The organism is Gluconobacter morbifer G707, assembly GCF_000234355.1.
In the GTDB taxonomy this organism is placed as follows: Bacteria; Pseudomonadota; Alphaproteobacteria; order Acetobacterales; family Acetobacteraceae; genus Gluconobacter; species Gluconobacter morbifer.
The window spans coordinates 1-24,947 of record NZ_AGQV01000017.1; the positions used below are offsets into that span (position 1 = coordinate 1).

Consider the following 24,947-nt stretch of genomic DNA (forward strand, 5'->3'; position numbering starts at 1 on the left):
TGCTGATAAACAAGCTGGTAGCGATCTCTCACTGGAACCTTGAACGCTTCAAGCATGGCGTCATGCGCAGCATCAAGTAACGTAGCGATCTGGGCATCCGTACGGCCTTCGATAAGGTCAAAACGTAGTAAGGGCATAAAAAAACTCCTATTTTTTCAGAAGAAGAAGAGGACAGCTTTTCAGGCAGCAGCCTTTGCAATGGGCCAGAAATCCCGTCCGGCTTTAGCATCTGCCAAAATCATGGCGGCACCTTTTTCGCCGATCATGATGCTGGGTGCATTGGTATTGCCCGAAGTAATAAAGGGCATGATTGAAGCATCCATAACCCGCAGGCCCTGAACGCCGTAAACACGGAGTTGAGGATCTACGACTGCACTTGTCCCGGTTCCCATGGCCGCCGTACCTGCCGGGTGAAATATGGTTGTCGAGATTCTGCCAATCTCTTCCAGCAACTCGTTATCGGACTGGAAAGACATACCTGGCCGAATTTCGGTCGGATTATATTTTGCCAAGGCAGGCTCTGCGACGATCCTGCGGGTCAGTCGCACAGCGTCGATAGCAATTTTCTGGTCGGTTTCGGCCGCAAGATAGTTGGGATGGATATGCGGGGCATCAGCTGGCACGGCTGAACGCAGATGAACAGAACCCCGGCTGTCCGGTCGGACATTGCAAACAGATGCCGTAAAAGCCGGAAAGGCGTCCAGCGCTCCACCAAAGGCTGAGAGACTCAAAGGCTGGACATGATACTCCAAATTGGCTGTTGCAAAGTGTGGATCAGAGCGTGCGAAGATACCAAGTTGGCTTGGGGCCATAGACATCGGACCAGATCGACGCAAAGCATATTCCATCCCGATCAATGCCTTCCCCAACCAGGAACCGGCTCGCATGTTAAGGGTCGGTACTTTTTCAACCCGATAGGCACAACGGATTTGCAGATGATCCTGCAGGTTTTCTCCGACGCCAGGAAGATTGACGATTGGGTTGATTCCCAGATCGAGCAGGCGTTCGGCTTGACCGATACCTGAACGTTCAAGAATGGCAGGAGAGCCGATCGCACCACTTGAAAGAACGACTTCACGCTTGGCCCGGGCAAAATAGTACTTCCCGGCCATTTCGAACAGGACACCTGTCGCACGCTTATTCTGGATCTCCACCCGATGCACGAGAGCACGGGTCTGTAGACGCAGATTGGGACGTTTCAAGGCCGGGTGAAGAAAGGCCCGCGCTGCGCTCCAGCGAAAACCGGCTTTTTGTGTTACCTGAAAATAGGAAGAGCCCGTGTTGTCACCGGTGTTAAAATCCGGAATTTTGGCAATGCCTTCCTGGGCAGCGGCTTCACGAAATGCTTCGAGAATATCCCAGCGAAGACGTTGCTTCTCTACGCGAAGCTCTCCCCGGCTGCCATGAAAGGGTGTCTCACCACCAAAATGGTTTTCAGATTTCCGAAAAAAGGGCAGAACATCGTCCCATCCCCACCCGACATTGCCAGCCTGCTGCCAACGATCATAATCGGCAGCCTGGCCTCGCATGTAGATCATGCCATTGATCGAGGAGCATCCTCCAAGAGTTTTGCCACGCGGGTAACAGAGTTCGCGATTATTGAGCTGCTGCTCAGGATCAGTTTTATAACACCAATCCATGCGCGGGTTACCCATACAGTATAAATAACCCACCGGGATATGGATCCAGATATAGTCATCTTTGCTTCCGGCCTCGAGGACAAGGACAGAATTATTTACATTCTCGGAGAGCCTGTTAGCAAGAACGCAGCCAGCGCTTCCTGCCCCTATGACAATATAGTCAAATTCTCCGAAGTCCTCAGGCATTACGCTTACTTTGACAGTCATATCCTGCCTCCTAAAGCATGCCTCAAATCATCCATATTACTTTCTGGGACTTGAGACTGATTGAGGTATAGGTATGGCTCGCTGTATGTGTAAAATTACTTTTTTGACTGTGTTCCAGTCCGAAATGGAATAGAAGATGGATTTTCGTACCCTGCGTGCTCTTATAGCCGTCGTTCGAGAAGGTGGATTCAGCCAGGCTGCGGCAGTCCTGAACACGACCCAATCCAATGTTAGCAAGACTATCAAGCAATTAGAGGCAGATGTCGGGATGCCTCTTCTGGAACGCATTGGACATCGTTCTATTCTCACGGATGCCGGTCAGATCATGTATTCGCGAGGTTTGCGTCTACTGGCAGATCGCGAAGACTTGAACCGGGAGTTGTCTGAGCTACGTGGAATGAAGCAGGGCACGCTTCGTCTCGGGATTCCGCCTATCGGCAGCACCCAGTTATTCGCACCGCTGTTCGCGGCTTACAGTAGCCGTTACCCAGGCGTAGAAATTAAGTTGATTGAACACGGGTGCATTGAGTTGGCAGAACTTTTGCAGGCAGGGGATATCGATCTCGGTGCGCTGTTGCTTCCACTAGACGACGCCTTCGACTGGCAGATCGTCAAAGAAGAACCGCTGGTAGCCATTGCTCCAAGAAATCATCCGCTCGGAACCCTGCCCTGTGTCTCGCTCGCAGATCTCGCAACAGAACCGCTTATTCTGTATTCAGAGGGCTTCCAGGTCAATTCGATTATTACCGATGCGTTTAGCGAGGCCAGGCTTACGCCCCGCATTCTGGCGCGTTCAAGCCAGATTGATTTCATTTGCAGCCTTGTCTCATCTGGTCTGGGAATAGGTTTTCTTCCTCAAATGATTGCAAACCGCCAGGCAAAGACGACCCGGGTTTTACGCCTGCAAAGAAACCTACCATGGCGCATGTCGCTCGCATGGCGACGCGGAACTTATTTGCCGCAAGCCGCCCAGGCATGGCTGCGCCTTGTTTCCGAACACTATCCTCAGGACCTACCAGGCTCTAACACCTGACGTCTCGCCCTTTTCAGGCGATTTGCACCTCTTTTTCGCATTTTTCTGCGACAGAAAGCGCTGCTTTTGCCTCGGCCTTTTCCTCTTCCTCGCGGCGCTGCGTATCGGCTGCCAGATCCGCCTCAAGGGCCGCCATGGCCTCGCGTTTCTCCTGCAATAGCGCCGCCTCCGGGAAGGCCAGACCCACACGGGCGCGGTAGCCGGGCAGCTTGCGCTCGGCTTCCTCCACCTGACGGCGCGCGTCCGCCAGTTCCGCCTCGAACCGCAACAATGCGTTCTCGATGCGGCTGACCAGCCCGACCGGGCTTGTCTCGCGGTCGAAGTCCATGCCGAGGATCCGCCCGTCCAGCACAAGACCGAGGGTCGCGTCCCATGTCTCCTCGCCGTCAAAGCGGGTGCGCCAGGTCTCGCACAGGATCTCGAAACCGCCGATCGTGCCGAGCGTCCACTTGCCTTTCTCCCCGGCCTTCGCGGCGAGACGGACCTGCGAGAGAAGCCACTGACCGGCCTTCTCACGTTCGGTCATCTGGACTTGTAACGGTTTTGTGCCGGTCAGGAAGTGCTTATGCCACTCTTGCTTCAAAAGCGAGTGGGCTGATACCGCCCAGATATGAATGGCGTCGACGTGGATTGTAGAAACCATTGATATACTGGAAGATGGCGGTGGTAGCCTGACGGCGGGTTGGCCAGTTCTGTCTCCAGAGCCACTCCGCCTTCAGGCTTTTGAAAAATGTTTCGACGGCAGCGTTGTCAAAACAGTTTCCCTTTCCGGACATTGAAGCCAGCAGCCCATGGGCCAGCAGCTTTTTCTGGAAATCATGGGAGCCATACTGGCTGCCACAATCGGAGTGGAAAATGCAGCCGGGCGCCGGGTTACGCAGCCTTACCGCCATATCCAGGGCACGGATGGCCAGATCCTTTTTCATCCGATCGCTCGCGGCCCACCCGATTACGCGACGACTGAACAGATCGATGACGACAGCGAGGTAGAGCCAGCCCTCGGCAGTCCAGATATAACTGATATCTCCCGCCCATTTCCGGTTGGGGCCTTCAGCAAGGAAATTACCGTCCAGAAGGTTGGCCGCAATGTCAGACTGGTGGTGGCTGTCGGTCGTCATCTTGTGGCGACGGGTGCGCACGGGCCGGATCCCGTTGGCCTTCATGAGGCGGCCAACGCGACGTTCCCCGACATCAAGCCCGGCTTCCCTGAGTTCCATGGTCATGCGCGGCCGTCCGTAGGGCCCGTTGCTCAGGGCAAAATGCTCACGGATATGCGTCAGCACCTTCAGATCGGTACGTTGGCGCTGGCAGGCCGGTCGGGATGTCCAGGTCCGGTACCCCCGTGCAGAGACCCGCAAGACCTGGCACAGCCTCTCGATTGGCCATTCATGCCGATGTCCGTGGATGAAGGCGAACCTCATGGCTTTTGGCTCGCGAAGAACTGGGTAGCTTTTTTTAGGATTTCCCTCTCCTCCCGTAAAATCCGGTTCTCCAGGCGAAGACGTTCATTCTCGCGGGCCAGATCAGCCTGAGGCCCTGATGCCGGCTCGTCCGGACGATAATTCACTATCCATTTCGCCAGAGTGGATTTGCCAATACCCAGATCGGCCGCAACACGCGTGCGTGACAACCCACTGCTCAACGCAATCCTTACGGCCTCGCGCTTGAAATCTTCCGTATGCTTCATGGTTCCGTCGGTCTCCTGATACGAGCTTAAAACGCTCAGATGACCGGCACAAAACCGTTACAAGTCCATTCCGATGGGTGCGTTTTCCGTTCCGGTGCGCACGGGTGGCAGGGTGCAGTATCATCCGCGCCTGATGCTGGCCCTTCTGATCTTCAGTTATGCGAACGGGCTGTTTTCCTCACGCCGGATCGAGCGGGCGACATATCGCGACATCGGGGTGCGCTTCGTGGCGGCGAACCTGCATCCGGATCATGATACGATTGCGACCTTCCGCCGGACGAACCGGACGGCGATTGAAGCTGCCTTTGCGCAGGTCCTGCTTCTGGCGCGCGAGACGGGCCTGCTGCGTCTGGGCGTGGTGTCGATCGACGGCACGAAAATCGATGCTGACGCATCGAAATACCGTTCGGTGCGCTACGACCGGATCAGGGCGTTGCGCGAACAGCTGGCGGTGGATATCGCGAAACTGATGGACCAGGCGGAGCGTGCTGACACCACGGACACGGATCCGCAGGCCCTGCCAGAAGAACTCGCCCGACGGGAAATGCTGAAAGCGAAGCTGGACGAAGCCTGCGCCCGGCTGGAAGCTGATGCCAGGGAGCAGGCTGAAACGGCACGTCCGGCCTACGAGAAGAAGAAAGCCACGTATGACGCGAAAACCGGGTGTCGTGGCAGGGCGCCGAAACCGCCGGACGATGAACCGCCACCCGACCGGCAGATCAGCCTGACCGATCCCGACAGCCGCCTCATGCGGCGTTCGGACACTCACGAGTTCCGGCAGGCTTACAATGCCCAGGCCGTAGTCTGCGCCGAAGGCAGCCAGCTGATCGTGACAACCGGCGTTGCCGCCCCGTCAGCGGATGCGCCATCCTTTATCGACACGGTGCTGTCGATGGAAGACACAATCGGTCTCCCGGAGAAGGTGCTTGCCGACACCGGTTACGCCAGCGGACAGGCGGTCCGGAAACTGCAGGAAAAGGGCATTGATCCGCTGGTCGCCATTGGACGGCCCTGTGCCCGCAGGCCTTACGACTTCCGACCCCATCCCGAAGCAAAGGAGCCACGCCGGATAACCGAACCCTGGCGGCTCGCCATGAAGGCGAGACTGGAAACCACAGAAGCCGGAGATGTTTACAGACTACGAAAACAGACCGTTGAACCGGTCTTTGGAATTATCAAAAGCATCATGGGGTTCAGAAGATTCAGTCTGCGCAGCCTTGCAAAAGTCACGACCGAATGGACACTCGTCGCTCTCGCATATAACTGCAAAAGAATGGCGCGGCTTCAGGCAGCATAAGCCGGGTCAGCCTTGGCGTTATCAGCCGCAAAATGCCCAACCCGACAGGCTGCTAGGAAACGTAATCGCTCGAGCAGAGATGTCCGCTTTTCAGTGTTCGTGACGCGAAGCGGGCAGGCGGCAGTCCCCAGTCACCCGACGAGTAGTCTTGTTCGTTCGCGCACCGCTTCCAGTTCTCTTTCGGAGACCCGACCTTTATGCTTTGCTCGTCTGGCGCGCCAATCAAGACTGCGAACCTGATCAGAGAGAACCACGCTTGTCGGCTCTCCTGTCAAAGGCACTTCAAAGGGATACCCTTTGATTTTTGTCGTTGTCGGGCAACAAACAATCATACCAGATTTTTTGTTGTAACTAACTGGCGAAAGCACCACAGCCGGGCGATGCCCAGATTGTTCACGCCCTGCCTGAGGATCAAACTCCAGCCAGACGATGTCTCCGCAATCTGGCACCCATGCTGACATTTACCAGATCTCTCCGCCAATTTCAGGCCCAAAACTCACTTCACCGTGACGGTTATCATCCGTGATGGCGGCAGTCAGGGTGTCCAGCGAAAGGACAGCAGGGTGAACCGGTTGAATGATGATACGCCCATCTTCTTCCCGGACATCAACAGCCTGATTGATCTGTAGGTGAACCGCTTCAAGGATATTGGCTGGTAGACGGATGGCAGCGCTGTTCCCCCATTTGCGAACGGTCCCATGCATTGGATCTCTCCTTTGTGTGTCTACATTGTAGATACACCTTCGGCCACTTCTGTTTCAAGCTAAAAGTAGCCAATGTCCGCTTCCAATGAGCCAGGTATGCAAACCGGACCTTCCGCTTCCCCCCCTAAACTGCCTCTCTGCACGGTGATAAGAGAGCAGACAGGCAGCAGTCGCCCTCTTCTCGGAGGTAGAGCCCACCAAGTGGAATTCCCAAAAGCGCACGTTTACAAATAGTTTGGTTGGCAGACATTAAGGGCCTGTATGGCGATCTCACCAAATTCCTGATTGCTGGCATTGATCGAGGCATGAAAAACCTTCCCGGCATTTTCGTTCGAATACCAGGCGGAGTGACTTGTTCCCCGCCCCTTCGATGCTGCCAGACGAACCTGATCTGTCTGCTCGCATTCCCAATCGGCAAAAACCAGAGCTGATTTCTTCCGGGCATCTCGCCAGTCCTTGAAGCCGTATGTCTCCTGAACACGCTCCCAGAATTCCATAAAGAGCGGACCAGATTTCTTATCTTCTGCGAGACCTTTGTCGCTCGGTAAGGGATATCCTCCCCATTCCATGAAAAGATCCCGACTTGTCTGAAGGGCCTTCTTAAGATTTTCTCCGATCCACTCGGGCGTAGCGTCTTTGCGATCAATGAACGTGGACCACCCGGTGACAGAGAAGAAGCTGCCCCCGCGATTATCCATGGAAATCACCGCAACATACTTCCGGGTGCGGATCAGCTGAGCGTATCGCACAATCCCGTTTTCGCCTGGAGCAACCATCGTCAGGCAATATCCTTCACTTTGAAATCAACCGTCTTTCCATCGAGAGCGACACGATCTTCTGCCTTTTGAAGTCCCAAGCAGATGGCCTTTTGCTGCAGGGTATTCGACACAGCACACGATAAGGCATCATCCCTTGATTGGTGAAGACGAAAGCGTGCCTGTCAAAGAGAGTTCGACCGTAGAAGACGTCTTCTATTTCTCTCTGGCTATCTGTTACCGGACCTTCTGCTTTCCCCCCAAAGCTGCCAGTTTTCTTAGGCCTATTAAGCGAACAAGCTGTAGTCGTCTTCTAACCGCTTTTGACGTTTATTGGCTTTATGCGGCGTCTTGCGCGAGAGCCGCACCCATACTGCACTCACAACCATCCGCGATATCGTTGTCTGGCAGCGGGTTTCCTCCGCTGCATCATCAAGGCCTCAGACTGGAGAAGCAGACATGACCAGAGTTCTTTATGGTGACAGCCGCGCCCTCGCCCGTGCCGAAGACCAGGGTTTCGTTCACTGTGTTCGCGACGACGCGTCTCTGGAGACGTTCCTCAAGGAAGGACGCGACACGATCCTGGTGCATGCAGAAAGCCCAGAAGGCGTGATCCGCCGCTACCCTCGCCTCGCGAGCGCGAACGTCACGTTCGAGGCAGCTGCCTGATCTGACGCTCAGAACGCCGGATCATACGCCGATCAGGGTTTCTATAGCCCCAGGCGTGTGATCCCGGCCCGATACAGACCTTCGAACAGATCCCCGAGCGCCAGGCGTCGTCGCAAGGTCAGGCGTCGTTGGGCCAGATGATACATCCGGTCGTGCAGCAGATGGCAGCGCTGACAAAACGCGCGCAGATTGCGCAGCCGGTTGCTGGTGGGATCATGATTCAAATGGGCCGCTGCCAGAACCACCTTCGTCTGTCGTATTTGCAGATGCTCGATCAGGTCCGGAGGCGAGATCCGCCTGCCCCGGCCATTGAACCAGTGCCCCGTCTCCGGATGCTTCCACCGGCCACCCGGCAGCACCTGAAGGTGATATCCATGCGGCCGGCCGCAGCGCTGACAGACACCCCCTGCCCGCTCGAACCTCACCTGCCGGCTCAGTTCAGGCCAGTTTGAGGGGTAGAGCGGCTTCAGTTCCGGTCGGATCGGCATTCAGTCTTCGTTAACACATTTCCGGCCTGCGTTGGACAGGGTTTGTTCCTGTGTCCACTGGCTGGCAGTGGCGGAACAGCATAAGCTGGCGGCCATGAACTCGTCTCTCGAACCTCAGTCCGATCATCAACGACATGTCGGTCAGCGTCTGCGGCAGGTCCTTGATGCCCTTCCCCTGCCCTATGTTGATGCCGCCACCGCTATGGGGGTTTCAAAGCAGGTGCTTCGGAACTGGATGGCAGGAGACAGCTACCCCTCGCCTTATGCGCTGTATCGTCTGAAATTGGCGCATGGCGTCAGCACAGACTTTCTCTTCCTCGGTGACAGCGGTGCGCTCCCTCACCGGCTTGCATACGCATTGCAGCAAAAGTCCACACCCGCACACTAAGCCGTTTCGGGCGCCCTGCTCTGACCCGGGCTTTGTGCTATCAGAAGGAGTAGGTTCAGGTTTCACGGAGGTTTTTATGCTCAGCCATATTCACATCGCAGGCTCGGCAAAGGCTGCCCGTGAGGCCCTCCTGGACCGGCTGGACCAGAAGACCCGACAGCAGCTTCCTGCCGGCAGTCTGGAAAACTCTGTCGCGCTCCTGTCCACCGGTCGCTTCTCCCCTCGCCTGTCTCTGGTCATTCGCGGCATCGAATACCGGCATAACGAATTTGCCGAGGACACGGTCCTGGCCACCAATGTGGAAACGGCTGAAGACGCTCTGGCGATTGCCAGTGCCCATCTAACCACCCTGCCCTCCGGGCACGACCTGGCGATCGCTCTGGACCTCGAACCCGATCCCATCTTCGTCGCCTGGTTCAAGCCAAAGGCGACCAAGCGGCCCAAAGCGGGATCGCAGGCCGTCACGCTGGCTCCACTGGCCTCTCCTCTGGGTCAGCAGTCTGCGGCGGTTCTGCTGTGGTTCGATGCCCTGACCGACGAGGCGCTGCCCGACTATGATGGAACGCTAGTCACGGCGGAGCGTGCCTCGAAAACCTATTCCCGGGCGGCGAAGGCAATGAACACACGCCGGACCTATCGCTCGGCCGTGCGCTCCTGGTGCGCATGGGCGGCAGGTCATGGGCTCCCTGCCCTGCCCGCCCGCAGCGAGGATGTCGCCGCCTATCTGGCCGACCTAGCCCTGCAGAAGAAGCGACCCGCGACGGTCGATCTGCACCGCGCCGCACTGCGCTATCTGCACCATATCGCTCAGGTTTCCGTCCCGACATCCCATGCCCTGGTGTCCGAAACTGTTGCCGGTATTCGCAGGACGTCGACGGGAAGCGCGTCCCGTCAGGTCAAGGGACTGACCTGGGACCTGTTGGGCGAAGTCATTGAACAGATCGATACCACCGAACTCGTGGGGATCCGCGACAAGGCCATTCTTCTGCTCGGCTTTGCCGGCGCCCTCCGACGGTCCGAAGTGGCGGCGCTGTGCCTGGAGAATGTGGCGCTCGATGATGACGGAATGCGGATCCGGCTGGACCGCTCAAAGGGCGATCGCACCAGTCAGGGTGTCGAGGTGGCGATCCCGAGGGGGATTACTGCCCTGTGTCCGGTCCGGGCCTATGAAGCGTGGCTTCGGAAGGCGAAACTGGCCGACGCCAAGGGACCGGTTTTCCGGCGCGTGTGGCTCCCGCCTGCTACCGAGGCCTGTCAGCCCCCTGCCCTGCCCGCCATGGGTTCAGAGGCGCTGTCTGACCGGTCTGTGGCCCGAATCATTCAGAAGCGCTGCCTTGATGCGGGACTGACAGGCGATTTCAGCGGACATAGTCTGCGCCGTGGCGCGATTACGACAGGCGCTCGTGACGGCACGGATCTGGTCTCGCTCAAACGCTTCTCCCGCCATCAGACCTTTGGCGTCGTGGAGAAGTATATCGAGGTTGAGGATGCGATGACCAAGCATCCTGGGCGAACCCGGTTTTAAAGCCTTTATCCCCAGATTTGCGTGGGCTTTTGGTGCGCTTGCGTGGGATCTTGTTGCAGCAGGGGAAACAGGAAATGACAGTTTCCCTCGTCTCTGGAAGTTATCCCGTGGGATCTTGGTGCACCTACTAATATATATCTACTAATAACCCCTAGTGGTTGTGCAACAAGAGTCCGCAGACAATTTAGCGTGGTAAGTTTCGTACAATCCCTGCTGAGACGATTGAAGGTGCATCAAAAGTCCACGGAGACATCCTCTTGAGACTTCGTCTAACATCACCCTATGAGCGATATACATAAACGCATCGAGGCCTATGGTCGCCAAGGCGCGCTCGATCTTACTTCAAACGACGCAGAACGGCGGGCTTTGGATGCGGCTCTAGAATTTCTGAGCGACGAAGATCCTTCTCTTGGGTTTCTATATTCAGGATGGTGCCAAACCGGCTTGCCTCATCGCCGATTAGACGATGACCAAATATGGCTCCTCGAAACTAGCTATGTCCGCCTAATGGTGGAACCGGGCTCGGTAAAACGCGACGGAGTGCCTGCTCGTATTGGGGTGCCGTACGGTTCTAGAGCAAGATTAATACTTCTTTTCTTGCAGACAGAAGCGATCAAAACAAATAGTCGCGAAATTGAGTTAGGAAAGTCTCTTAGAAGCTGGCTGAAAAGGCTCAATGTTCCCATTGGAGGGAAATCGATGAGGGACGTTAAGGAGCAAGCTACAAGGATTTCGCGGTGTCGAATGACGTTCGAGATTAAAGACGGGAATAAAATCGGCCTTATAAATCAAAACATAGTCGATACAGCTTTGTTTACCGACGAACACGATGGCGCACTTTTAGAAACCGTTCGCCTTTCTGAGAGCTTTTTCGATCAGCTGAAACGCCACCCCGTTCCGCTTCAGGAATCTGCTATCCGGGCAATTTCTAACAATTCGCAGGCTCTCGATATCTATTTCTGGCTGGTCTATCGATTGCACGAACGAGTAACTGTCCAAAAAGTCTCTTGGCCTGCTCTGAAAGCCCAGTTTGGTGCAAGCTACACTCACATGCGGAACTTCAAGATACGCTTCAGAGATGCGTTGCAAATCGCGCTAGCAATCTACCCAGAAGCTAGGGTGAGTATCGATGAGGATGGTGTCATCCTAGCCCCAAGTGCAAGTCCAGTTTCAAGACGGCTCCCGGGGAAGATATGATAGAGAAACGCAATTCCGGGTGACCGACGTATGCAACAAAAGTCCACGGCCTAGAGCCTTAACGGTGAGTGATGCAACGTTGCATCGGTTGCTGCTAAACAAAAAAACCCTTTTTGCTCTGTTGATGTTGACTTGTTGATGTTGAGTGTTGATCCTATCCTTTCGGTATGGAGACGCACACAATGCCCACGCTCAAAGAAATTAGAGAGCAGTTAGGCTTTTCACAGAGCCAACTAAAAGATGTCCTGAACCTGCGTTTGTGCAGGAGCTATGATCGGCATACGATTTCTCGGTGGGAAAACGGCAAACAACCTCTCCCTACCGAAGTGACGACGGAGTTAGAGACTCTGCTACATGGGGAAAAGCGTCAAACGACCATCATAACCTTCGCGAACCAGAAAGGGGGCGTAGGAAAAACCACCAGCGCTCTCAATGTGGCAGTCGCCCTTTCTAAAATGGGCTACCGCGTATTGCTGATAGACGTAGACCCCCAAGCGAGCGCGACTTCCGCCCTACTAGGTATGCACATTGTGCCGCTATACCGCCAAGGTAGAACGCTGGCTCACGCTCTTCTTAAAGATGCGCCAATAACCGACTGCATTGTTAAAAAAGGACTGGTCCACGGTACCGACGTCGAAATTCCAGTCGATTTCTGCCCCAGTCACATTGACCTCGCTGAGGTCGATATCCGCCGCGAGCCTGGCACCGAAGGTTTGCTAAAAGATGCGATTGCCCAAGTGCAGGACGAATACGAGTTCATTATTCTAGATTCCCCCCCCCATCTTGGTTTTCTTACCTGGATGGCTTTAGCTGCATCCAACACAGTGTTTGTCCCAGTCAGAACTGAGCCTTATGACGTTATGGGCGTTAACCTGATTCTCGACACCATTACCAAGGTAAATCGCCGCAGCAATCCGCGGTTACGTTTGGGAGGAGTGTTGCCAACACAGTTTGTCCAAAACCAATATGTAGACGTCGGGATCGTGGAGCACCTGATTAACGTGATGGGTAATCGCGCGCCAGTTCTTGAGCCTGTTCCGTCTAGTACGTCGTTTAGCAATGCAGCCTGGGCATCCAAGATTCCAGTTGAAGCGGCGCCTCGAAGTCCTGCTGTCAGAGTATATGTGCGGCTAGCGGAGGCTATCGCAGGCCGACGCTCCTTCATTCACGCTGCGTCTGCCCTTGGCCTCGAAGCCGTTGAAGGAGAGGCACTATGAAGCGGCCTTTTAAGCAACGGCCTCCCTCTGCCTTTTCTCAAACTCATTCAGAAATTATGAGTCAGGTTGATGCACCGTTTTTGGGTGAAGGTAAATTTCGGCACTCATTCGAGGCTGGGATCGACAAGATCTCACCTGATCCAAACCAGCCTCGGCGAAGTTTCGATCAAGCTGCCTTAGACGAACTTGCTGAATCGCTGAAGGCGCAAGGTCAGCTGCAGCCAATCCTCCTCCGACAAGACCCATCCCATAGGGACATGTGGATTGTTGTTGCAGGCGAGAGGCGCTGGAGAGCGGCCAAATTGGCTGGCTGGACCTCCATCTTGGCGGTTCCTCACGAGGGTAACTCCACGTCAGCGGCGCTGATGGAAAACCTGATGCGAGTAGACTTGAGCCCGGTCGAAGAGGCTCGCGGAATAAGAAACTTGCTGGATCACAATAACTGGTCTCAACGGAAGGCAGCCGTTGAACTTGGAATGGATCAGGCGCGGATAAGCAGAGCGATACGTGTACTAAGCCTTCCAGAGGAGTTTCTCGATTTGGCTGGGAAATCAGCGGTACCGATGAACGTGCTTGTCGGAATTGCTCGCGTGGATGACACAGCGCGCCGCGAAGGCCTTATGAGAAAAGCGTTAGCAGGTGAACTCACAGTTGCATCTCTGAAGAACAATAATGCAGCTGAAGAAGTTCAAATGGAAAAGGCGATCGCACAAGGGTCTGATAGGAGGCGACGTCTTAACATAACCAAGACGGCGCCGAAAATCATAGAGATGCTCCGGCAGGCTGGGGAGAATAACACAGAGTTTAGTACGGCCGATATCGCTGCGCTTCGGTCACTATACGAAGAGCTTTCCAAACTGGTCGGATAGCTCCATCTGGGTGATGCAACGTTGCATCACCCTGCTCTCCCTTGCCGAGCGAGACCACGGCGGAGGGTAAAACAGGCAAAAGCATGAAAAGCCAAGAGGGAAAACAAGGCGCTGCCTGTCAGCCGCCCGTGCTGCAACAGGTGGGTCGCCGTCTGTCCTCCCCATGCTCGCCGGCTGCGCCGCCTGCGCGTGGGTGTGGGTGACGCCGATCCTGCCGCTGCGCAGCACTGTTGCACCCCGGTCGCCCGACACGCCGTCGCAAGGATGTTTGAAGAACCAGAGATGGATCGAGCATCATGCGACGCTACCAGTTTCCCTATGTTCCAACCCCCCGTGGCCGGCCTCCGATGCGCTGGACCGACACGCAGGAGCCTACAACCTGCCGCCGCTGCAACATGCACTGGGAGGACGGCGATCCCGCACTCACGATTGCCTGCACGGGCTGCGGCGCTCCTGCGGATGAGCCGTGCCGCCGCAGCTCAGGTGGCAATGAGCGTGTGTGCGCCTGTCGCGACGAAGCCGCCGTGCAGATGGGGCTGCTGACACGTTGTGAGGGACTGACCTGGGACGGTCGCCACGAAAAGCCGCTGCTGCTGCGGGAACGCCCGATCGCCCACGCCCTGATGTGCCGCTCGGTGCGGACAGGCGCCCCGGTCAGTCGGTGGACGTCATGAGCCCGGATCTCGCGTCCTATGACAGCATCATTGTCGCAGTGTCCGGGGGCAAGGATGGCACGGCCTGTCTGCTCGCCCTGCTGGAAGCCGGTGCTCCGGCCGAACGCATCGAGCTGTGGCACCACGATGTGGACGGGGAGGGGGGATCCTTCATGGACTGGGCCTCCACCGCTCCGTACGTCGCAGCCCTGGCCCGAGACTTCGGACTGCCACTCTATCGGTCCTGGCGTGAGGGGGGCTTCGAGCGCGAGATGCTGCGCCACGAGATGCCGACCGCACCCGTGGTCTTCGAGACCCCGCAGGGACGCGTCGTCGCCGGCGGGCAGGGCCCGAACGGAACCCGGCTGCGCTTTCCCCAGATCTCGGCCAGCCTGTCCGTGCGCTGGTGTTCGGCAAGCCTCAAGATCGACGTGGCGGATCGCGCCCTCCGCGGACAGGACAGGTTCCTCAACTGCCGTACCCTGGTCGTGACAGGCGAGCGTGCCGAAGAAAGTCCCGCACGGGCTCGCTATGCGGCCTTTGAGCCTCACCGTACCGACACGAGAAACGGGACGCGGCGGCGTCGGCATGTCGACCACTGGAGGCCGGTACATCAGTGGTCCGAAGCAGAGGTCTGGGCGATCCTGAAGCGCTGGCGCGTGATGCCGGCCTATCCGTATCAGGTCGGATTTTCGCGTCTGTCCTGCTCGTTCTGCATCTTCGGCAATGCAGACCAGTTCGCCACCCTGAAATGGATGGATGCGAACCGGTTTGCGAAATTGAACGGATATGAAAAGGAATTCGGCTGCACGATCAAACGTGACAGGGGGCTCGAGCAGATGTCGTCAGAAGGGACGGTTTATCAAGTGGCCCGGTCGCGGCCCGATCTGGTCGCAGCCTGCCTGTCAGACCGCCCGTTGCAGACGGTTCTGGCAGAAAACTGGAGCCTCCCGGCCGGTGCCTTTGGTAACGGGGGAGGACCCGTCTAGTTTCAGGCGCGGGCCGGACGGCCCCGCCGTTTTTCGGGGAGCTTCTTTACCGGAGGGAGGTCTTCTTCCTGAGGCGCAGAGGATCGGTTCCTGGAGCCCAGGCCAATTTCACGTGCAAGAGCCGAGCGCTGTGCGGAATAGCCGGGAGCGACCATCGGATACTCCGAGGGCAGACCCCAGCGGGCCCGGTATTCATCAGGTGTCATATTATACGCCGTCTTGAGATGACGACGCAGCATTTTCAGCTTTTTCCCGTCTTCGAGACAGATGATGTAGTCCGGGAAAACCGACTTCTTCGGATTGACCACGGGAACCGGGGCGTCCTCGACCGCGGCCTCGGGGGCCGTCGGAACGGTCAGGGCCGAATGGACGGAGCGGATCAGGCCCGGGAGCACATCGGGCGCGACATCGTTTCTTGAAAGATAGGCGGCCACGATTTCGGCCGTCAGGGAACGCAGGCCAGAGTGAGGGGACTCTGTGGCGGGTGTCAGGTCAGTCATGAAATCCCTCAGTGTAATGATGGTGAGCTGTAAATCGTTTCTGTGAACGCTGACTGCAAGTCAGCCACGACAATACATTACTCCGATTAACAGCGTCTTCACACTTGCAGCACGGTTTTTTCAGACCTGCAGAAGCGGCGAAAACGTAAGCGTCCGGAGATGACACGCTGCGATCCTGCGTGAGATGTGCCTTTATCGTGCCTTCACTACGGGTATTGGAGTGTCATGATGAATCGGGAAGAGGTTTGGCGAGACCGGCTTGTCCTGTTTGCTGAGAGCGGGCTGACGCAAACTGCTTTCTGCAGCCGCCATGGTCTCAGTGCCAAAGCTCTTCGTCTCTGGGCGCGCCGGCTTGGTTTTGTCTGGCCGCCACCGATCAAGGCGTCGATTTCGGACGGGACATCAGGAGAACGGGCTAAGGAATTCTCTGGCTCGTCTAGGGCGGATCTTGCCATCCCGGTCGGGGATCTGAAAAGTCTTCTGGCCGTCCGGGTGCGTAAGACATGGACGCCCGAAGAGAGTTTGGCGCTTCTGGTCGATGCCCGGCAATCAGGGATGTCGCTGGATCGCTATGCCAAAATGAACGGTCTGACACCCAGTATGCTGTATCGTTGGCAGAAACAGTTCGCAGATCAAATCGCAGAATGTCCGGCTGATCCCCTGGCACGTCAGCCGAAATTTGCCGCAGTTAAGATCGACGACACCCCTTCCACGCCACAACAGGCACCCCAAACACAAGCCTCTCCGCTTGTCTCGAAAGACAGGCAAAACCCCGGAGCACAGATTGAAATCGTGCTGCGCAATGGGCGTATCCTGCGGATCGCCACTCCGATTGACTTTGACGTGATGACCCGACTGGCGGATGCGCTCGAGGCTGCGGCATGATCACCCTGCCACCCCATGTCCGGGTCCATGTGGCCCTGGGCTACACCGATCTGCGCAAGGGGATCGACGGGTTGTCGGTGCTGGTGCAGGAGACGCTGCGGGCCGATCCGTTCAGCGGGCACGTCTTTGTGTTTCGCGGCCGAAAGGCCGGACTGATCAAGCTGTTGTATCACGATGGCAACGGCATGTGCCTGTATGCCAAGCGCCTCGATCAGGGGATCTTTACATGGCCGGTCACGCAGGCCAGCCCCGGAGAACCTGCGACAGTGCTGCTCACCCCGGCCCGATTGTCGATGCTTCTGGAAGGGTTGGACTGGCGAGCACAGGCCCCCGCGCGACGCATGCTGATGGCAGGGTAAAACGCACCGATTTTTCTTGCACAAACCCGCAGAAAACTGGCATTTTATAGACATGCGGATTGCCCTCGACAGCCTGCCGTTTGACCCGGTTACCCTGCAAGCCATGGTGCGGGATCTGGCGGGTGCAGTCGATGAGGGGCAGATCGAGATTGATCGCTTGCGGCAAATGATCCGGGAGTTCCAGCGCGCCCGGTTCGGTCGTCGCGCCGAGACACTCGAACCCGACCAGCTCCTGTTGACGCTGGAGGCCGATGCTGACCAACCGCCCCCTATGACGCCGATCTCCGCGACGCTACCGGACATCAGCGGCACAGCGCCGATCGTAAAACCACCGCATCGCAAAGCCCTACCAGAACACCTGCCACGCACGGACGTGACGATCCTGCCCGACGTGACAGCCTGCCCGTCCTGCGGTGGCGCATTGTGCGACGCAGGCACGACCGCCAGTGAAATGCTGGACTGGGTTCCGGCCTCGGTGCGGGTTGTGCGGATCAATCGGCCCAAATGCGCGTGTCGCGCCTGCGGGACGCTGCATCAGGCTCCGGCGCCTGAGCGCATCACTGAAGGGTGTCTCGCCACTCCGGGTCTGATCGCGCATGTGCTGACCAGCCGCTATTGTGATCATTTGCCGCTGTATCGACAAAGCCAGATGTTGGCACGTCACGGTGTCGCTCTCGCGCGTTCCACGCTGGCCGATTGGGTCAAGGCCGCCGCCTGGTGGCTGGCCCCGCTGCGCGACCAGCTGATGAACCATGTCTGTGCCGGAGAACGGGTCTTCGCGGACGATACCCCACTGCCCATCCTTGATCCGGGACGCGGCCGCACCCGAACCGGACGGCTCTGGGCCTACACGCGCGATGACCGCCCTTTTGGTGGTAAGGGCCCGCCCGCTGTGGTGTTTTATGCGACACCAGATCGCACCTCTTCTTGGCCAGCCCGCCATCTGAAGAGCTATCGCGGCATTCTGCAAGTCGACGGTTATGCCGGGTTCGAGCAGCTGACACGGGACGGAAGAATTCATCTGGCGGCCTGCTGGGCGCACACGCGTCGCAAGTTTTATGAGCTGCACCAGACGGGATCGCCAATCGCAACCGAGGCTTTGGTGCAGATCCGGTCTCTGTATGAGATTGAGGCATCCCTTCGGGGGTTGGCGCCCGATCAACGCAAAACCCTTCGGGAGGAGCACAGTCGACCGCGTGTTGAGGCGCTGGAGCTCTGGCTCCGACAAAAACTGGCTTTGCTGCCCTCCCGTGCCAGACTGGCAGAAGCGATCCGCTATGCGTTGAACCGCTGGGACGATCTCGCGCGGTTTATCGAGGACGGGCACATAGATCTCGACACCAATCCGGTGGAACGGACCATTCGACCTGTCACGCTTGGCCGCAAGAATGCTCTGTTCGCGGGCAGCGAAGGTGGCGCCAACCGGTGGGCCATCGTGGCGTCACTGATCGAGACAGCCAAGCTCAATGGGATCGAGCCGTTTGCCTGGCTGCGTGACGTGCTGACACGCATGATCGACGGACATCCAGCCGCACGTATCAGCGAACTGCTCCCACTCCCTCAAAGCGCCAAAAGCTGATTTGAAGAAATCCAGAAGGTCAACTTTAGCGCCAAATTAAGAGAAAGCAGACGTTTCCGCCAAACCCGAAGTGGTTCAAAACAATCGCCGTCTATTATCAGCAATGATCAGGCACGTAGGTCAGATATTTTGCTTCTGAGGGCAGGTTCATCGTCGCGCGACGCGCGTCCAGAACCTTAGAGTCAGAACCGCCAGCATCCATTGAGTGTGGCGCGAAATGACCATTTTTACACGAGAGTTGTGATCCGTAATGCTGCGTGCCGATGGTGGCGAGGCCGACCCTGTCGAACATCAGCGCGTAATCCGCACGGGAAAATTTTCCCGCACGCATCAGTGGCTCAATCTGCCGCAATGTCAGCACCTGAAGCGCCGGATCGGCATCCGCATGTTGCACCATCAGCCACATCAAACGCGGGACTTTCCCGCCCATTTTCGTTAAAGCCGGCCAACCATGCGCTGTGACAACCCCGCGAGCCCAATGGCTGTTGTCCCAATCTGTATCGATCATCGCTGCAACGATACGGTGCAACAAGGCTTTGAGAGGTGGCCCCGTCCGTTCGGACAGTTTTGTGGGCCTGATAAGCTATAGCCGGTTGTTGTCATGCCGCCTGTTTGACGGCGTTGCTGTTGGCCATCTGGTTTGGGGTTAACCCCAAACCAGATGGCGTCGGCACGTCATGATACGCCTCGTCAGGCGTTCGTCCAGCCAATGCTGAATGTGGACGTTGCCCGTTGTAATGCGCGATCCATGATGTGAGCCCGGCCCGTAGTTCCGAACCGGTCTCAAACGCGTGCAGGTAGACGCATTCGTATTTCAGGGATCGCCACAGGCGCTCGATGAAGACATTGTCCAGCCAGCGTCCCCGCCCGTCCATGCTGATGCGGATCTGACGCTTCTCCAGCACCTCGGTGAACCGGGGGGTCGTGAACTGCGAGCCCTGGTCGGTGTTGAAAATCTCTGGTGCGCCGTAGTGGATCAGGGCCTCCTGCAACGCCTCGATGCAGAACTCGGCATCCATCGTGTTCGACAGCCGCCAGGACAGGACCCTGCGCGAGGCCCAGTCCATGATGGCCACGAGATACAGAAAACCCTTCCGCATCGGGATGTAGGTGATATCGGAGCACCACACCTGATTGGACCGATTGATCACAAGATCCCGCAGCAGATAGGGATATTTTCGATGAGCCGGATGCGGCACTGTCGTGCGCGGCTTCTGGTAGATCGCCCGCAGCCCCATGATCGTCATGAGCCGGCGGACACGCTTGCGCCCGACATCATGCCCCAACCTGCGCAAATGCCGGGTTATCTGCCGCGACCCGTAATACGGCGTCTCCAGAAACTGCGCGTCGATCAACCGCATCAGCGCGAGGTTCGCGTCGCTCTCCGGCACGGGCCGGTAGTAGACGCCTGACCGGTTAAGCTGCAACAGCATGCACTGCCGCACCACGGAAAGCCGAGGCCGTTTCAGGTCAATCATTTGCCGCCTCTGATCACGCCCAACCGAACAGAGGCATCCCGCAAAAAATCCCGTTCCACCAGCAATTGCCCAATCTTGGCGTGAAGCTTTTCCACATCAGCCGGACTGGCCGCCGTCTCCGGTGTTGCCTTGCCAGAGAAAATGCCCGCCATGCCCTCAACTGCCTGGCGCTTCCACTGGGCAATCATCGTCTGATGCACGCCGTGCTTCGACGCCAGTTCCGAAAGCGTCTGCTCGCCCCGGATCGCCTCCAGCGCGACCCGCGACTTGAACTCGCCCGAATACCTCTTGCGCGTAACCTTACCCATAAATCCGTCCTCTCTCAGGCCGGTCTATAGCTTACGCCCCTGTCTGAAAAATGGGGTCCACCTCTCAATTTGTCTTTGTTCGTTTTATTGAGCAGGATCAGCGCAAAGTACACTATCCGAGAACTCCCAGATAACCGCCAAAATCTTTCGGACGTCCTAACGGCTCGACTACCTGTCGTCGGGAGCCTTCTGGCCTTAAGCTGGACCCTCGATAGACTTCCTGAAATGGCTCCTAACGGCATCGCGATCCGGCCGGTTTCTCGTGGCAATTTCGACCACCAGAATCAAAATCCGTTTAAGCAGGATCTCCAGTTGGCAGCTCTTCCTCCGCGAGGATGTGCAGTTGGGAGACTTTTGTTTTTTACGAAATCTCTTTTGAAGTTCATTCCCAAACCAGGAAAACTCGGGGGAATATATAATTCTCTTTTCTTCAAAAAAATTTGGAGGGAGAGCGAGCGATAATCCCGCCCCCGCAATCGTCAGCGCCACAACACTAGGACCTGTTAGGTCTTGATGTAGTCTTCTGTAGCAGCGATGAGGATGACGGAAAGAAAGAACGCGGCTGTCTTTTCGTATCGGGTCGCGACAGCCCGCCACTCCTTGAGCCTTCCCCACAGGTTTTCGACCAGATGCCGGTGTCTGTAAGCCCATTTTGGACAGACGACTTCCGGATCATTCTTCCCTGGCGGGATGACAGGACGAGAACCCCGGTTCCAGAGATATTCACGGAATTTATGCGAGGCATATCCACGGTCACAGACGACATAGGTCGGTGGGTTTGGCAGATCGTCGAGCAGGGCATAAGCGGGTGGCAGTTCAGGTGGTGTGCCTGTCCGGGCGACTGTGTGAAGGACAGCGCCCTGCCATGTCCATCCGCGGCTACGCAGACCTTGGTGCCAATGCCTACACGTGAGTGGCCAAGCGCCCCACGATCTCTGCGGCGTCCACTGTGTCTCCTTTTTTGGCGGCCCCGGCCGCCTTGTGCTGGGCACGGATCGTCGTGCCATCGAGAAAAACCATGCCGCGGGCCTGATCTTTACCTTTGACCTTTTCAAAGAGGTGCTGCCACCCCCCAAGCTTCGACCCGCGAATGAACAACTGTGCGGCAATCTGAACATGGTCGCGAACAATGTCGCGCAGACCGTCAGCGTCCCACCCAGCAAAGCCTGCTGACGCCAGGGGCCTTCGTTGCCTGCAGCTTCCGCAGGTTGCCAGCCCGTCTTGCGCGGCAGATTGCCCAGGAGCGCTTCCAGATAATGCTCCGCTGAGACCGCAACCCGACCCGGACCAAACAGGGGACGTATTTTTTCCTTGACCGACCGTAATCCCTCAACCGTCAGCGACAGCGTCTCTTCAACAGACGCGCCACCTGTCATCCTGTTCCGTTCCATACCAATACATGGACTCATATCTCGCATCAAAACACTACTGTAGTGCTAGGCAAGGCAAAGACACGGCGTAAGTACGGCATAGATAGAGCTTCTTCATAGACCATTGCACCATTGGTGCGCACGCCTGTAACCTACAAAAAGGAGCATGATTTCACTGTTCCCGGTACGGGAATTTGATAGGCTTTAACATTTTTTGTCTTCTCCGATTGAAGGCGACGCAGGAGTTTGGGAAATTCGAACGATGATAAAAATACCTTGCACTGCGCGGTATTAAATAGATAATTACATTGTACCGAAAATAATAAACAAATTGAGGTAACATGTCATATAAACATAAGATATGGTTTCTTGCTAAGAAACCATTATTACTATTAGCTTCTATTTATTTCTCTACGTATGCAAATGCAAGCGAAAGGTCCTGTGTTGACAAAAATATAGAGAATTGTGATCCAATTAATTTAATGACTGATCTAGGATCAGATTTGCCCAAAAGAGTAGAAAACTATAGTAAAATTTTTGGTAACGACGTGAGTTTTTATCCTATCAATCACGCATCACATCATTATGATGGTGAAAAAATAACTGACGGAATAGCAAAAGTTTCGCAAAATACCCAGTTTAGTAATAATATCAAACTAAATTTCATTGAGCTAAGAATTGAAAATCCGCCATATGTAAGTGAAGTTTATTTTCAGTTCGATAATAGAGAAAAATATAATTGTTTGCCTGCTTCAACTATAAAGGATAAGTTTTTAAATCATTATGAAAACATTGACGAAAATAAATTTTATTATAGTTATGAATTAAATGTTATGCTGAAGATGTCGTTGGATAGTAGGAGAGGACACTTGTGTGTTTCTAATATAGATATGCGACATATCGTAAAAACAAAGAAAATAACTCCACAATAGTATCGGCCGTGAGAGAAGCTACGCTCAGGGCTCATTGCCAGAACATGACGGTTACGACGAGACAGATGACTGAGAAGAAGACGGTCGGGCATCTGTCGTAGCGTGTTGCGACCCGCCGCCAGTCCTTGAGCCTTCCGAACATGATCTCGATACGATTGCGGTGTTTATATTTTCTCTTATCGTATTTGACTGGTTTTCCGCGGGATTTCCGTTCTGGAATGCAGGGCTTTATACCTTTCTCTTCCAGGGCGTCCCTGAACCAGTCGGCATCATACCGCGATCTCCCAGCATCCATTGTGCTGCGGGAAGAATGTCCAGCAGGACAGAGGCACCGGTATAATCGCTGATCTGTCCCGCAGTCATGAAAAAGCTCAGCGGTCATCCGTTCTGATCGGTGATCGCATGCAGCTTGGTATTCATCCCACCTTTTGTCCGTCCGATCAGGCGGCCCGGAGCCCCTTTTTTAGCCGCCGGCTCGAAGTCGAGCGGCGTGCCTTGAGATAGGTCGCATCAATCATGATGGTTTGGGGCTCTGCCTTTCCGGCAGCCAGACCGTCCATCATCCGGACGAAGATCCCCATGGCGCCCCAGCGCTTCCTAGGGTTGTAGAGCGTCTTGTGTGGACCGTATTCCCGGGGCGCATCACGCCAGCGCAGACCATTGCGGTTCACAAAAATGATGCCGCTCAGCACACGGCGGTCATCAACGCGTGGTTTGCCGTGGCCCGTGGGAAAGAATGGCCGCAGACGCTCCATTTGTTCGTCCGTCAGCCACTACAGGTCGCTCATCTTCAGTCTCCTCACAGAGCCTGAATCAGTTTTTCGCAATCAAACCAATGGGGCCTGAGCCTAGGTGGGACTAACCAGGCCGTTATTGTAGAGGCTGTCTAATCGTACCGTTACTGTGTCCATAGTGGAATCAGTAACGGTACGAAAACAAAAGCAGAGACGAGATGATGCCCAAGGGCGTGCAAAGTGATATCGAGTTCTTAGATATAAAAACAAAGTTTCCGATTGTCACCGCCAGAGACTTTAAGTAACTTCCGGTTACATAAATTTCAGAAGGTTCGAACAATGACTGATAACTCCTTTTTTGCGTCCCTTACCCCTGATGCTCAGAAGGAGACGAACCTGTTATTGGGTGGCGGGACAGTCGGGTCGTCAGACCAGCATCATGCGATCACTGGGATGCCGTCGGAAAGTCAGACCAATGAGCTTTTCTCAGGGACCAACTCAGGAAGCAGTAAAGGGGCGAGCAGCAGCGATTTTGGAAGCAGTTACGACTATCATCAGAACAGTCCTGCGGCCCAAACGGCAATCGAGAAATTGCAGGGTCTTTCCAGTGCCGGATCGCAAACGACAACAGGCTATATGAACGCCGCTTCGCCGTCCGACATAACGGTGGACAATAAAAGCGCTTTATCGAACTCTCCCGCCACAGACGGGGGAAAGACAACAGGGGCTTTTCTGAACCGCGCAGCATTACCGACAGTCAGTTTGTACAGTGCAAGCTATGATGAACCCGGCAACGGCGGGAGTTCGTCTTCGGGCGGGGATAGCGGTGGTGGGAGTGCAAGCAATCCCTCGCTTCTCCCTGCCGGCCCGACTGGCGCGGCACTGGCCGACAGCATGAATAAGATATTTTACAATAGTCGCGACCAGATTGCGCATGACTATCACGGGGGAAGCCTGACGCAGGCGGAAATGAACTCCTGCTATAGCGAAATGGATCATCTCATCACCCACAAACATTGGGCCGGATTTGATGCCCTGCATCATGTAGAAGTTGAGATAAGTCGGTGGGCCGCCCTGTATGAAGACGCTTTCTTCGTGCGGGATGCCCGTGAATGCTAAATCATAGTCGACATGAGACGGGTTTTACTTCGTCCCATGTCGCTATATATAGTAATTCTAACGGTAACTTTTACGATACACAGAGCATTTACGGGTTAATTTGAGGTTTCCCACCAAGTTTCCCGGTAAGGAACTGTGCCTCTCCGTTACCAAAAGACCAGTCGTCATCCGTATTACTGACGAAATTAACCATGACATCGCTTGGAGCGATTCCACAACGTTGCTCCAGATATTCGCAGAGAAGCTTGTAAAACATCACTTTCTCTTCCTGCGTTCTGGGGCGTGTGGTGACAGACACGATCATGACGTCTTTCGTCCGTGCGATCCCCAGTCCTGTGTCCTCAATGCGCGCCAATTCCGCGCGG

At 55.9% G+C, this 24,947-nt stretch carries 27 protein-coding genes and 3 pseudogenes; 15 read left to right on the top strand and 15 right to left on the bottom strand.

What is annotated here, in order from left to right; translation table 11 throughout:
• Positions 1 to 137, bottom strand: a 137-nt coding sequence (locus GMO_RS14060) for a tautomerase family protein (RefSeq protein ID WP_175282630.1), incomplete at its 3' end; no start/stop codon positions are given.
• A 42-nt stretch (positions 138 to 179) separates the two neighbouring features.
• Positions 180 to 1,847, bottom strand: coding sequence for a GMC family oxidoreductase (locus tag GMO_RS13270; protein WP_008852960.1), 1,668 nt, complete (start codon positions 1,845 to 1,847; stop codon positions 180 to 182).
• 136 nt (positions 1,848 to 1,983) lie between these two features.
• On the opposite strand from GMO_RS13270, the gene GMO_RS13275 reads away from it, so the two are divergent.
• On the top strand, positions 1,984 to 2,880 hold the full coding sequence (locus tag GMO_RS13275; RefSeq protein ID WP_040509812.1) for a LysR family transcriptional regulator: 897 nt from the start codon (positions 1,984 to 1,986) through the stop codon (positions 2,878 to 2,880).
• Between the two features lie 13 nt (positions 2,881 to 2,893).
• Here the strand turns inward: GMO_RS13275 and GMO_RS13655 are convergent, their stop codons facing one another.
• Both GMO_RS13655 and GMO_RS13290 read right to left on the bottom strand, forming a co-directional pair.
• Positions 2,894 to 3,406 carry a hypothetical protein gene (locus tag GMO_RS13655; protein ID WP_008852961.1) on the bottom strand — a complete coding sequence of 171 codons (513 nt, stop codon included), beginning with the start codon at positions 3,404 to 3,406 and terminating at the stop codon, positions 2,894 to 2,896.
• A 37-nt stretch (positions 3,407 to 3,443) separates the two neighbouring features.
• Positions 3,444 to 4,567 (bottom strand): IS3 family transposase gene (locus GMO_RS13290; RefSeq protein WP_139064486.1). Its coding sequence is split into 2 segments (ribosomal slippage): positions 3,444 to 4,339 and positions 4,339 to 4,567, totalling 1,125 coding nucleotides; the frame shifts between segments, so codons are not numbered across the junction.
• A gap of 67 nt (positions 4,568 to 4,634) precedes the next feature.
• Between GMO_RS13290 and GMO_RS13300 the strand changes: the two are divergent.
• Positions 4,635 to 5,864: pseudogene (locus GMO_RS13300) on the top strand (transposase); the annotation flags it as partial.
• A 131-nt stretch (positions 5,865 to 5,995) separates the two neighbouring features.
• On the opposite strand, the gene mazF reads toward GMO_RS13300, so the two are convergent.
• The 3 genes from mazF to GMO_RS14500 form a co-directional block, all read right to left on the bottom strand.
• Entirely contained in the window at positions 5,996 to 6,325 is a 330-nt protein-coding gene (gene mazF / locus GMO_RS14065; RefSeq protein WP_003618720.1) for an endoribonuclease MazF, read from the bottom strand.
• On the bottom strand, positions 6,326 to 6,568 hold the full coding sequence (locus tag GMO_RS13305) for an AbrB/MazE/SpoVT family DNA-binding domain-containing protein (RefSeq protein ID WP_003618721.1): 243 nt from the start codon (positions 6,566 to 6,568) through the stop codon (positions 6,326 to 6,328). It lies immediately after the preceding gene.
• 224 nt (positions 6,569 to 6,792) lie between these two features.
• On the bottom strand, positions 6,793 to 7,137 hold the full coding sequence (locus GMO_RS14500) for a hypothetical protein (protein WP_175282631.1): 345 nt from the start codon (positions 7,135 to 7,137) through the stop codon (positions 6,793 to 6,795).
• Positions 7,138 to 7,782: 645 nt separating this feature from the next.
• Between GMO_RS14500 and GMO_RS13315 the strand changes: the two genes are divergently transcribed.
• Positions 7,783 to 7,992: a hypothetical protein gene (locus GMO_RS13315; protein ID WP_008852966.1), complete on the top strand. Its 210-nt coding sequence runs from the start codon at positions 7,783 to 7,785 to the stop codon at positions 7,990 to 7,992.
• 41 nt (positions 7,993 to 8,033) lie between these two features.
• Here GMO_RS13315 and GMO_RS13320 read toward each other — a convergent pair whose 3' ends face one another.
• Positions 8,034 to 8,480: a hypothetical protein gene (locus GMO_RS13320; protein WP_008852967.1), complete on the bottom strand. Its 447-nt coding sequence runs from the start codon at positions 8,478 to 8,480 to the stop codon at positions 8,034 to 8,036.
• A 67-nt stretch (positions 8,481 to 8,547) separates the two neighbouring features.
• On the opposite strand from GMO_RS13320, the gene GMO_RS13325 reads away from it, so the two are divergent.
• The 7 genes from GMO_RS13325 (at position 8,548) to GMO_RS13355 (ending at position 15,318) form a co-directional block, all read left to right on the top strand.
• Positions 8,548 to 8,868 carry a helix-turn-helix domain-containing protein gene (locus tag GMO_RS13325; protein WP_008852968.1) on the top strand — a complete coding sequence of 107 codons (321 nt, stop codon included), beginning with the start codon at positions 8,548 to 8,550 and terminating at the stop codon, positions 8,866 to 8,868.
• A 76-nt stretch (positions 8,869 to 8,944) separates the two neighbouring features.
• Positions 8,945 to 10,393, top strand: a complete 1,449-nt coding sequence (locus GMO_RS13330) for a site-specific integrase (protein ID WP_008852969.1) — start codon at positions 8,945 to 8,947, stop codon at positions 10,391 to 10,393.
• A 282-nt stretch (positions 10,394 to 10,675) separates the two neighbouring features.
• Entirely contained in the window at positions 10,676 to 11,590 is a 915-nt protein-coding gene (locus GMO_RS13335) for a replication protein RepA (protein ID WP_040509828.1), read from the top strand.
• A 182-nt stretch (positions 11,591 to 11,772) separates the two neighbouring features.
• Positions 11,773 to 12,807, top strand: coding sequence for an AAA family ATPase (locus GMO_RS13340; protein ID WP_139064487.1), 1,035 nt, complete (start codon positions 11,773 to 11,775; stop codon positions 12,805 to 12,807).
• A complete protein-coding gene (locus tag GMO_RS13345) occupies positions 12,804 to 13,676 on the top strand; it encodes a ParB/RepB/Spo0J family partition protein (protein ID WP_050801490.1) in 873 nt (290 codons plus the stop codon). The genes GMO_RS13340 and GMO_RS13345 overlap by 4 nt, the downstream gene beginning before the upstream one ends.
• Positions 13,677 to 13,972: 296 nt before the next feature.
• The gene (locus tag GMO_RS13350; protein WP_139064488.1) at positions 13,973 to 14,350 is read left to right on the top strand and encodes a hypothetical protein; all 378 of its coding nucleotides are present in this window, start codon (positions 13,973 to 13,975) and stop codon (positions 14,348 to 14,350) included.
• Positions 14,347 to 15,318 (top strand): phosphoadenosine phosphosulfate reductase domain-containing protein, encoded by a 972-nt coding sequence (locus tag GMO_RS13355; RefSeq protein ID WP_175282632.1) that lies wholly within the window; start codon positions 14,347 to 14,349, stop codon positions 15,316 to 15,318. Before GMO_RS13350 ends, GMO_RS13355 begins: the two co-directional genes overlap by 4 nt.
• 2 nt (positions 15,319 to 15,320) lie before the next feature.
• Here GMO_RS13355 and GMO_RS13360 read toward each other — a convergent pair whose 3' ends face one another.
• Positions 15,321 to 15,818: a MucR family transcriptional regulator gene (locus tag GMO_RS13360; protein WP_008852974.1), complete on the bottom strand. Its 498-nt coding sequence runs from the start codon at positions 15,816 to 15,818 to the stop codon at positions 15,321 to 15,323.
• Positions 15,819 to 16,043: 225 nt separating this feature from the next.
• Here GMO_RS13360 and tnpA point away from each other — a divergent pair, with 225 nt between their 5' ends.
• The 3 genes from tnpA to tnpC are packed head-to-tail and all read left to right on the top strand — an operon-like array spanning position 16,044 to position 18,641.
• On the top strand, positions 16,044 to 16,703 hold the full coding sequence (gene tnpA, locus GMO_RS13365; protein ID WP_008852975.1) for an IS66 family insertion sequence element accessory protein TnpA: 660 nt from the start codon (positions 16,044 to 16,046) through the stop codon (positions 16,701 to 16,703).
• Complete coding sequence (gene tnpB, locus GMO_RS13370; protein ID WP_008852976.1) at positions 16,700 to 17,062, top strand: IS66 family insertion sequence element accessory protein TnpB; 363 nt, start codon at positions 16,700 to 16,702, stop codon at positions 17,060 to 17,062. Before tnpA ends, tnpB begins: the two co-directional genes overlap by 4 nt.
• A gap of 52 nt (positions 17,063 to 17,114) precedes the next feature.
• On the top strand, positions 17,115 to 18,641 hold the full coding sequence (gene tnpC / locus GMO_RS13375) for an IS66 family transposase (RefSeq protein WP_008852977.1): 1,527 nt from the start codon (positions 17,115 to 17,117) through the stop codon (positions 18,639 to 18,641).
• A gap of 97 nt (positions 18,642 to 18,738) precedes the next feature.
• Here the strand turns inward: tnpC and GMO_RS13380 are convergent, their stop codons facing one another.
• From GMO_RS13380 to GMO_RS14300, 4 genes and pseudogenes are all read right to left on the bottom strand, one after another.
• Positions 18,739 to 19,149, bottom strand: coding sequence for a hypothetical protein (locus tag GMO_RS13380; RefSeq protein ID WP_139064489.1), 411 nt, complete (start codon positions 19,147 to 19,149; stop codon positions 18,739 to 18,741).
• Positions 19,150 to 19,240: 91 nt separating this feature from the next.
• Positions 19,241 to 20,427 (bottom strand): IS3 family transposase gene (locus tag GMO_RS13385; RefSeq protein ID WP_139064490.1). Its coding sequence is split into 2 segments (ribosomal slippage): positions 19,241 to 20,157 and positions 20,157 to 20,427, totalling 1,188 coding nucleotides; the frame shifts between segments, so codons are not numbered across the junction.
• Between the two features lie 503 nt (positions 20,428 to 20,930).
• The gene (locus GMO_RS15020; RefSeq protein ID WP_139064491.1) at positions 20,931 to 21,545 is read right to left on the bottom strand and encodes a transposase; all 615 of its coding nucleotides are present in this window, start codon (positions 21,543 to 21,545) and stop codon (positions 20,931 to 20,933) included.
• A pseudogene (locus GMO_RS14300) lies at positions 21,541 to 21,818 on the bottom strand (IS701 family transposase); the annotation flags it as partial. The gene GMO_RS15020 and the pseudogene GMO_RS14300, both read right to left, overlap by 5 nt.
• Before the next feature lie 320 nt (positions 21,819 to 22,138).
• On the opposite strand from GMO_RS14300, the gene GMO_RS14305 reads away from it, so the two are divergent.
• The gene (locus GMO_RS14305) at positions 22,139 to 22,729 is read left to right on the top strand and encodes a hypothetical protein (protein WP_139064492.1); all 591 of its coding nucleotides are present in this window, start codon (positions 22,139 to 22,141) and stop codon (positions 22,727 to 22,729) included.
• A gap of 31 nt (positions 22,730 to 22,760) precedes the next feature.
• Here the strand turns inward: GMO_RS14305 and GMO_RS14075 are convergent.
• A pseudogene (locus GMO_RS14075) lies at positions 22,761 to 23,484 on the bottom strand (IS5 family transposase).
• A 318-nt stretch (positions 23,485 to 23,802) separates the two neighbouring features.
• Here GMO_RS14075 and GMO_RS13415 point away from each other — a divergent pair.
• Positions 23,803 to 24,582: a hypothetical protein gene (locus GMO_RS13415; RefSeq protein ID WP_040509841.1), complete on the top strand. Its 780-nt coding sequence runs from the start codon at positions 23,803 to 23,805 to the stop codon at positions 24,580 to 24,582.
• Positions 24,583 to 24,670: 88 nt separating this feature from the next.
• On the opposite strand, the gene GMO_RS13420 is transcribed toward GMO_RS13415, so the two are convergent.
• Positions 24,671 to 24,947, bottom strand: a 277-nt coding sequence (locus tag GMO_RS13420; protein WP_040509858.1) for a tautomerase family protein, incomplete at its 5' end; no start/stop codon positions are given.

Excerpts from the sequence above, each read along its gene's own strand:
- GMO_RS14305 (WP_139064492.1), top strand. The coding sequence starts at position 22,139 with ATGTCATATAAACATAAGATATGGTTTCTTGCTAAGAAACCATTATTA.
- mazF (WP_003618720.1), bottom strand. The coding sequence starts at position 6,325 with ATGTCAGCATGGGTGCCAGATTGCGGAGACATCGTCTGGCTGGAGTTT.
- GMO_RS13340 (WP_139064487.1), top strand. The coding sequence starts at position 11,773 with ATGCCCACGCTCAAAGAAATTAGAGAGCAGTTAGGCTTTTCACAGAGC.
- GMO_RS13320 (WP_008852967.1), bottom strand. The coding sequence starts at position 8,480 with ATGCCGATCCGACCGGAACTGAAGCCGCTCTACCCCTCAAACTGGCCT.
- GMO_RS13415 (WP_040509841.1), top strand. The coding sequence starts at position 23,803 with ATGACTGATAACTCCTTTTTTGCGTCCCTTACCCCTGATGCTCAGAAG.
- GMO_RS13330 (WP_008852969.1), top strand. The coding sequence starts at position 8,945 with ATGCTCAGCCATATTCACATCGCAGGCTCGGCAAAGGCTGCCCGTGAG.
- GMO_RS13380 (WP_139064489.1), bottom strand. The coding sequence starts at position 19,149 with ATGATCGATACAGATTGGGACAACAGCCATTGGGCTCGCGGGGTTGTC.
- GMO_RS13655 (WP_008852961.1), bottom strand. The coding sequence starts at position 3,406 with ATGACCGAACGTGAGAAGGCCGGTCAGTGGCTTCTCTCGCAGGTCCGT.
- GMO_RS13270 (WP_008852960.1), bottom strand. The coding sequence starts at position 1,847 with ATGACTGTCAAAGTAAGCGTAATGCCTGAGGACTTCGGAGAATTTGAC.
- GMO_RS13305 (WP_003618721.1), bottom strand. The coding sequence starts at position 6,568 with ATGCATGGGACCGTTCGCAAATGGGGGAACAGCGCTGCCATCCGTCTA.
- tnpC (WP_008852977.1), top strand. The coding sequence starts at position 17,115 with ATGCGGATTGCCCTCGACAGCCTGCCGTTTGACCCGGTTACCCTGCAA.
- GMO_RS13350 (WP_139064488.1), top strand. The coding sequence starts at position 13,973 with ATGCGACGCTACCAGTTTCCCTATGTTCCAACCCCCCGTGGCCGGCCT.
- GMO_RS13315 (WP_008852966.1), top strand. The coding sequence starts at position 7,783 with ATGACCAGAGTTCTTTATGGTGACAGCCGCGCCCTCGCCCGTGCCGAA.
- GMO_RS13335 (WP_040509828.1), top strand. The coding sequence starts at position 10,676 with ATGAGCGATATACATAAACGCATCGAGGCCTATGGTCGCCAAGGCGCG.
- GMO_RS13275 (WP_040509812.1), top strand. The coding sequence starts at position 1,984 with ATGGATTTTCGTACCCTGCGTGCTCTTATAGCCGTCGTTCGAGAAGGT.
- GMO_RS15020 (WP_139064491.1), bottom strand. The coding sequence starts at position 21,545 with ATGTTCAGATTGCCGCACAGTTGTTCATTCGCGGGTCGAAGCTTGGGG.
- GMO_RS13355 (WP_175282632.1), top strand. The coding sequence starts at position 14,347 with ATGAGCCCGGATCTCGCGTCCTATGACAGCATCATTGTCGCAGTGTCC.
- GMO_RS14500 (WP_175282631.1), bottom strand. The coding sequence starts at position 7,137 with ATGGAATGGGGAGGATATCCCTTACCGAGCGACAAAGGTCTCGCAGAA.
- tnpB (WP_008852976.1), top strand. The coding sequence starts at position 16,700 with ATGATCACCCTGCCACCCCATGTCCGGGTCCATGTGGCCCTGGGCTAC.
- tnpA (WP_008852975.1), top strand. The coding sequence starts at position 16,044 with ATGATGAATCGGGAAGAGGTTTGGCGAGACCGGCTTGTCCTGTTTGCT.
- GMO_RS13345 (WP_050801490.1), top strand. The coding sequence starts at position 12,804 with ATGAAGCGGCCTTTTAAGCAACGGCCTCCCTCTGCCTTTTCTCAAACT.
- GMO_RS13360 (WP_008852974.1), bottom strand. The coding sequence starts at position 15,818 with ATGACTGACCTGACACCCGCCACAGAGTCCCCTCACTCTGGCCTGCGT.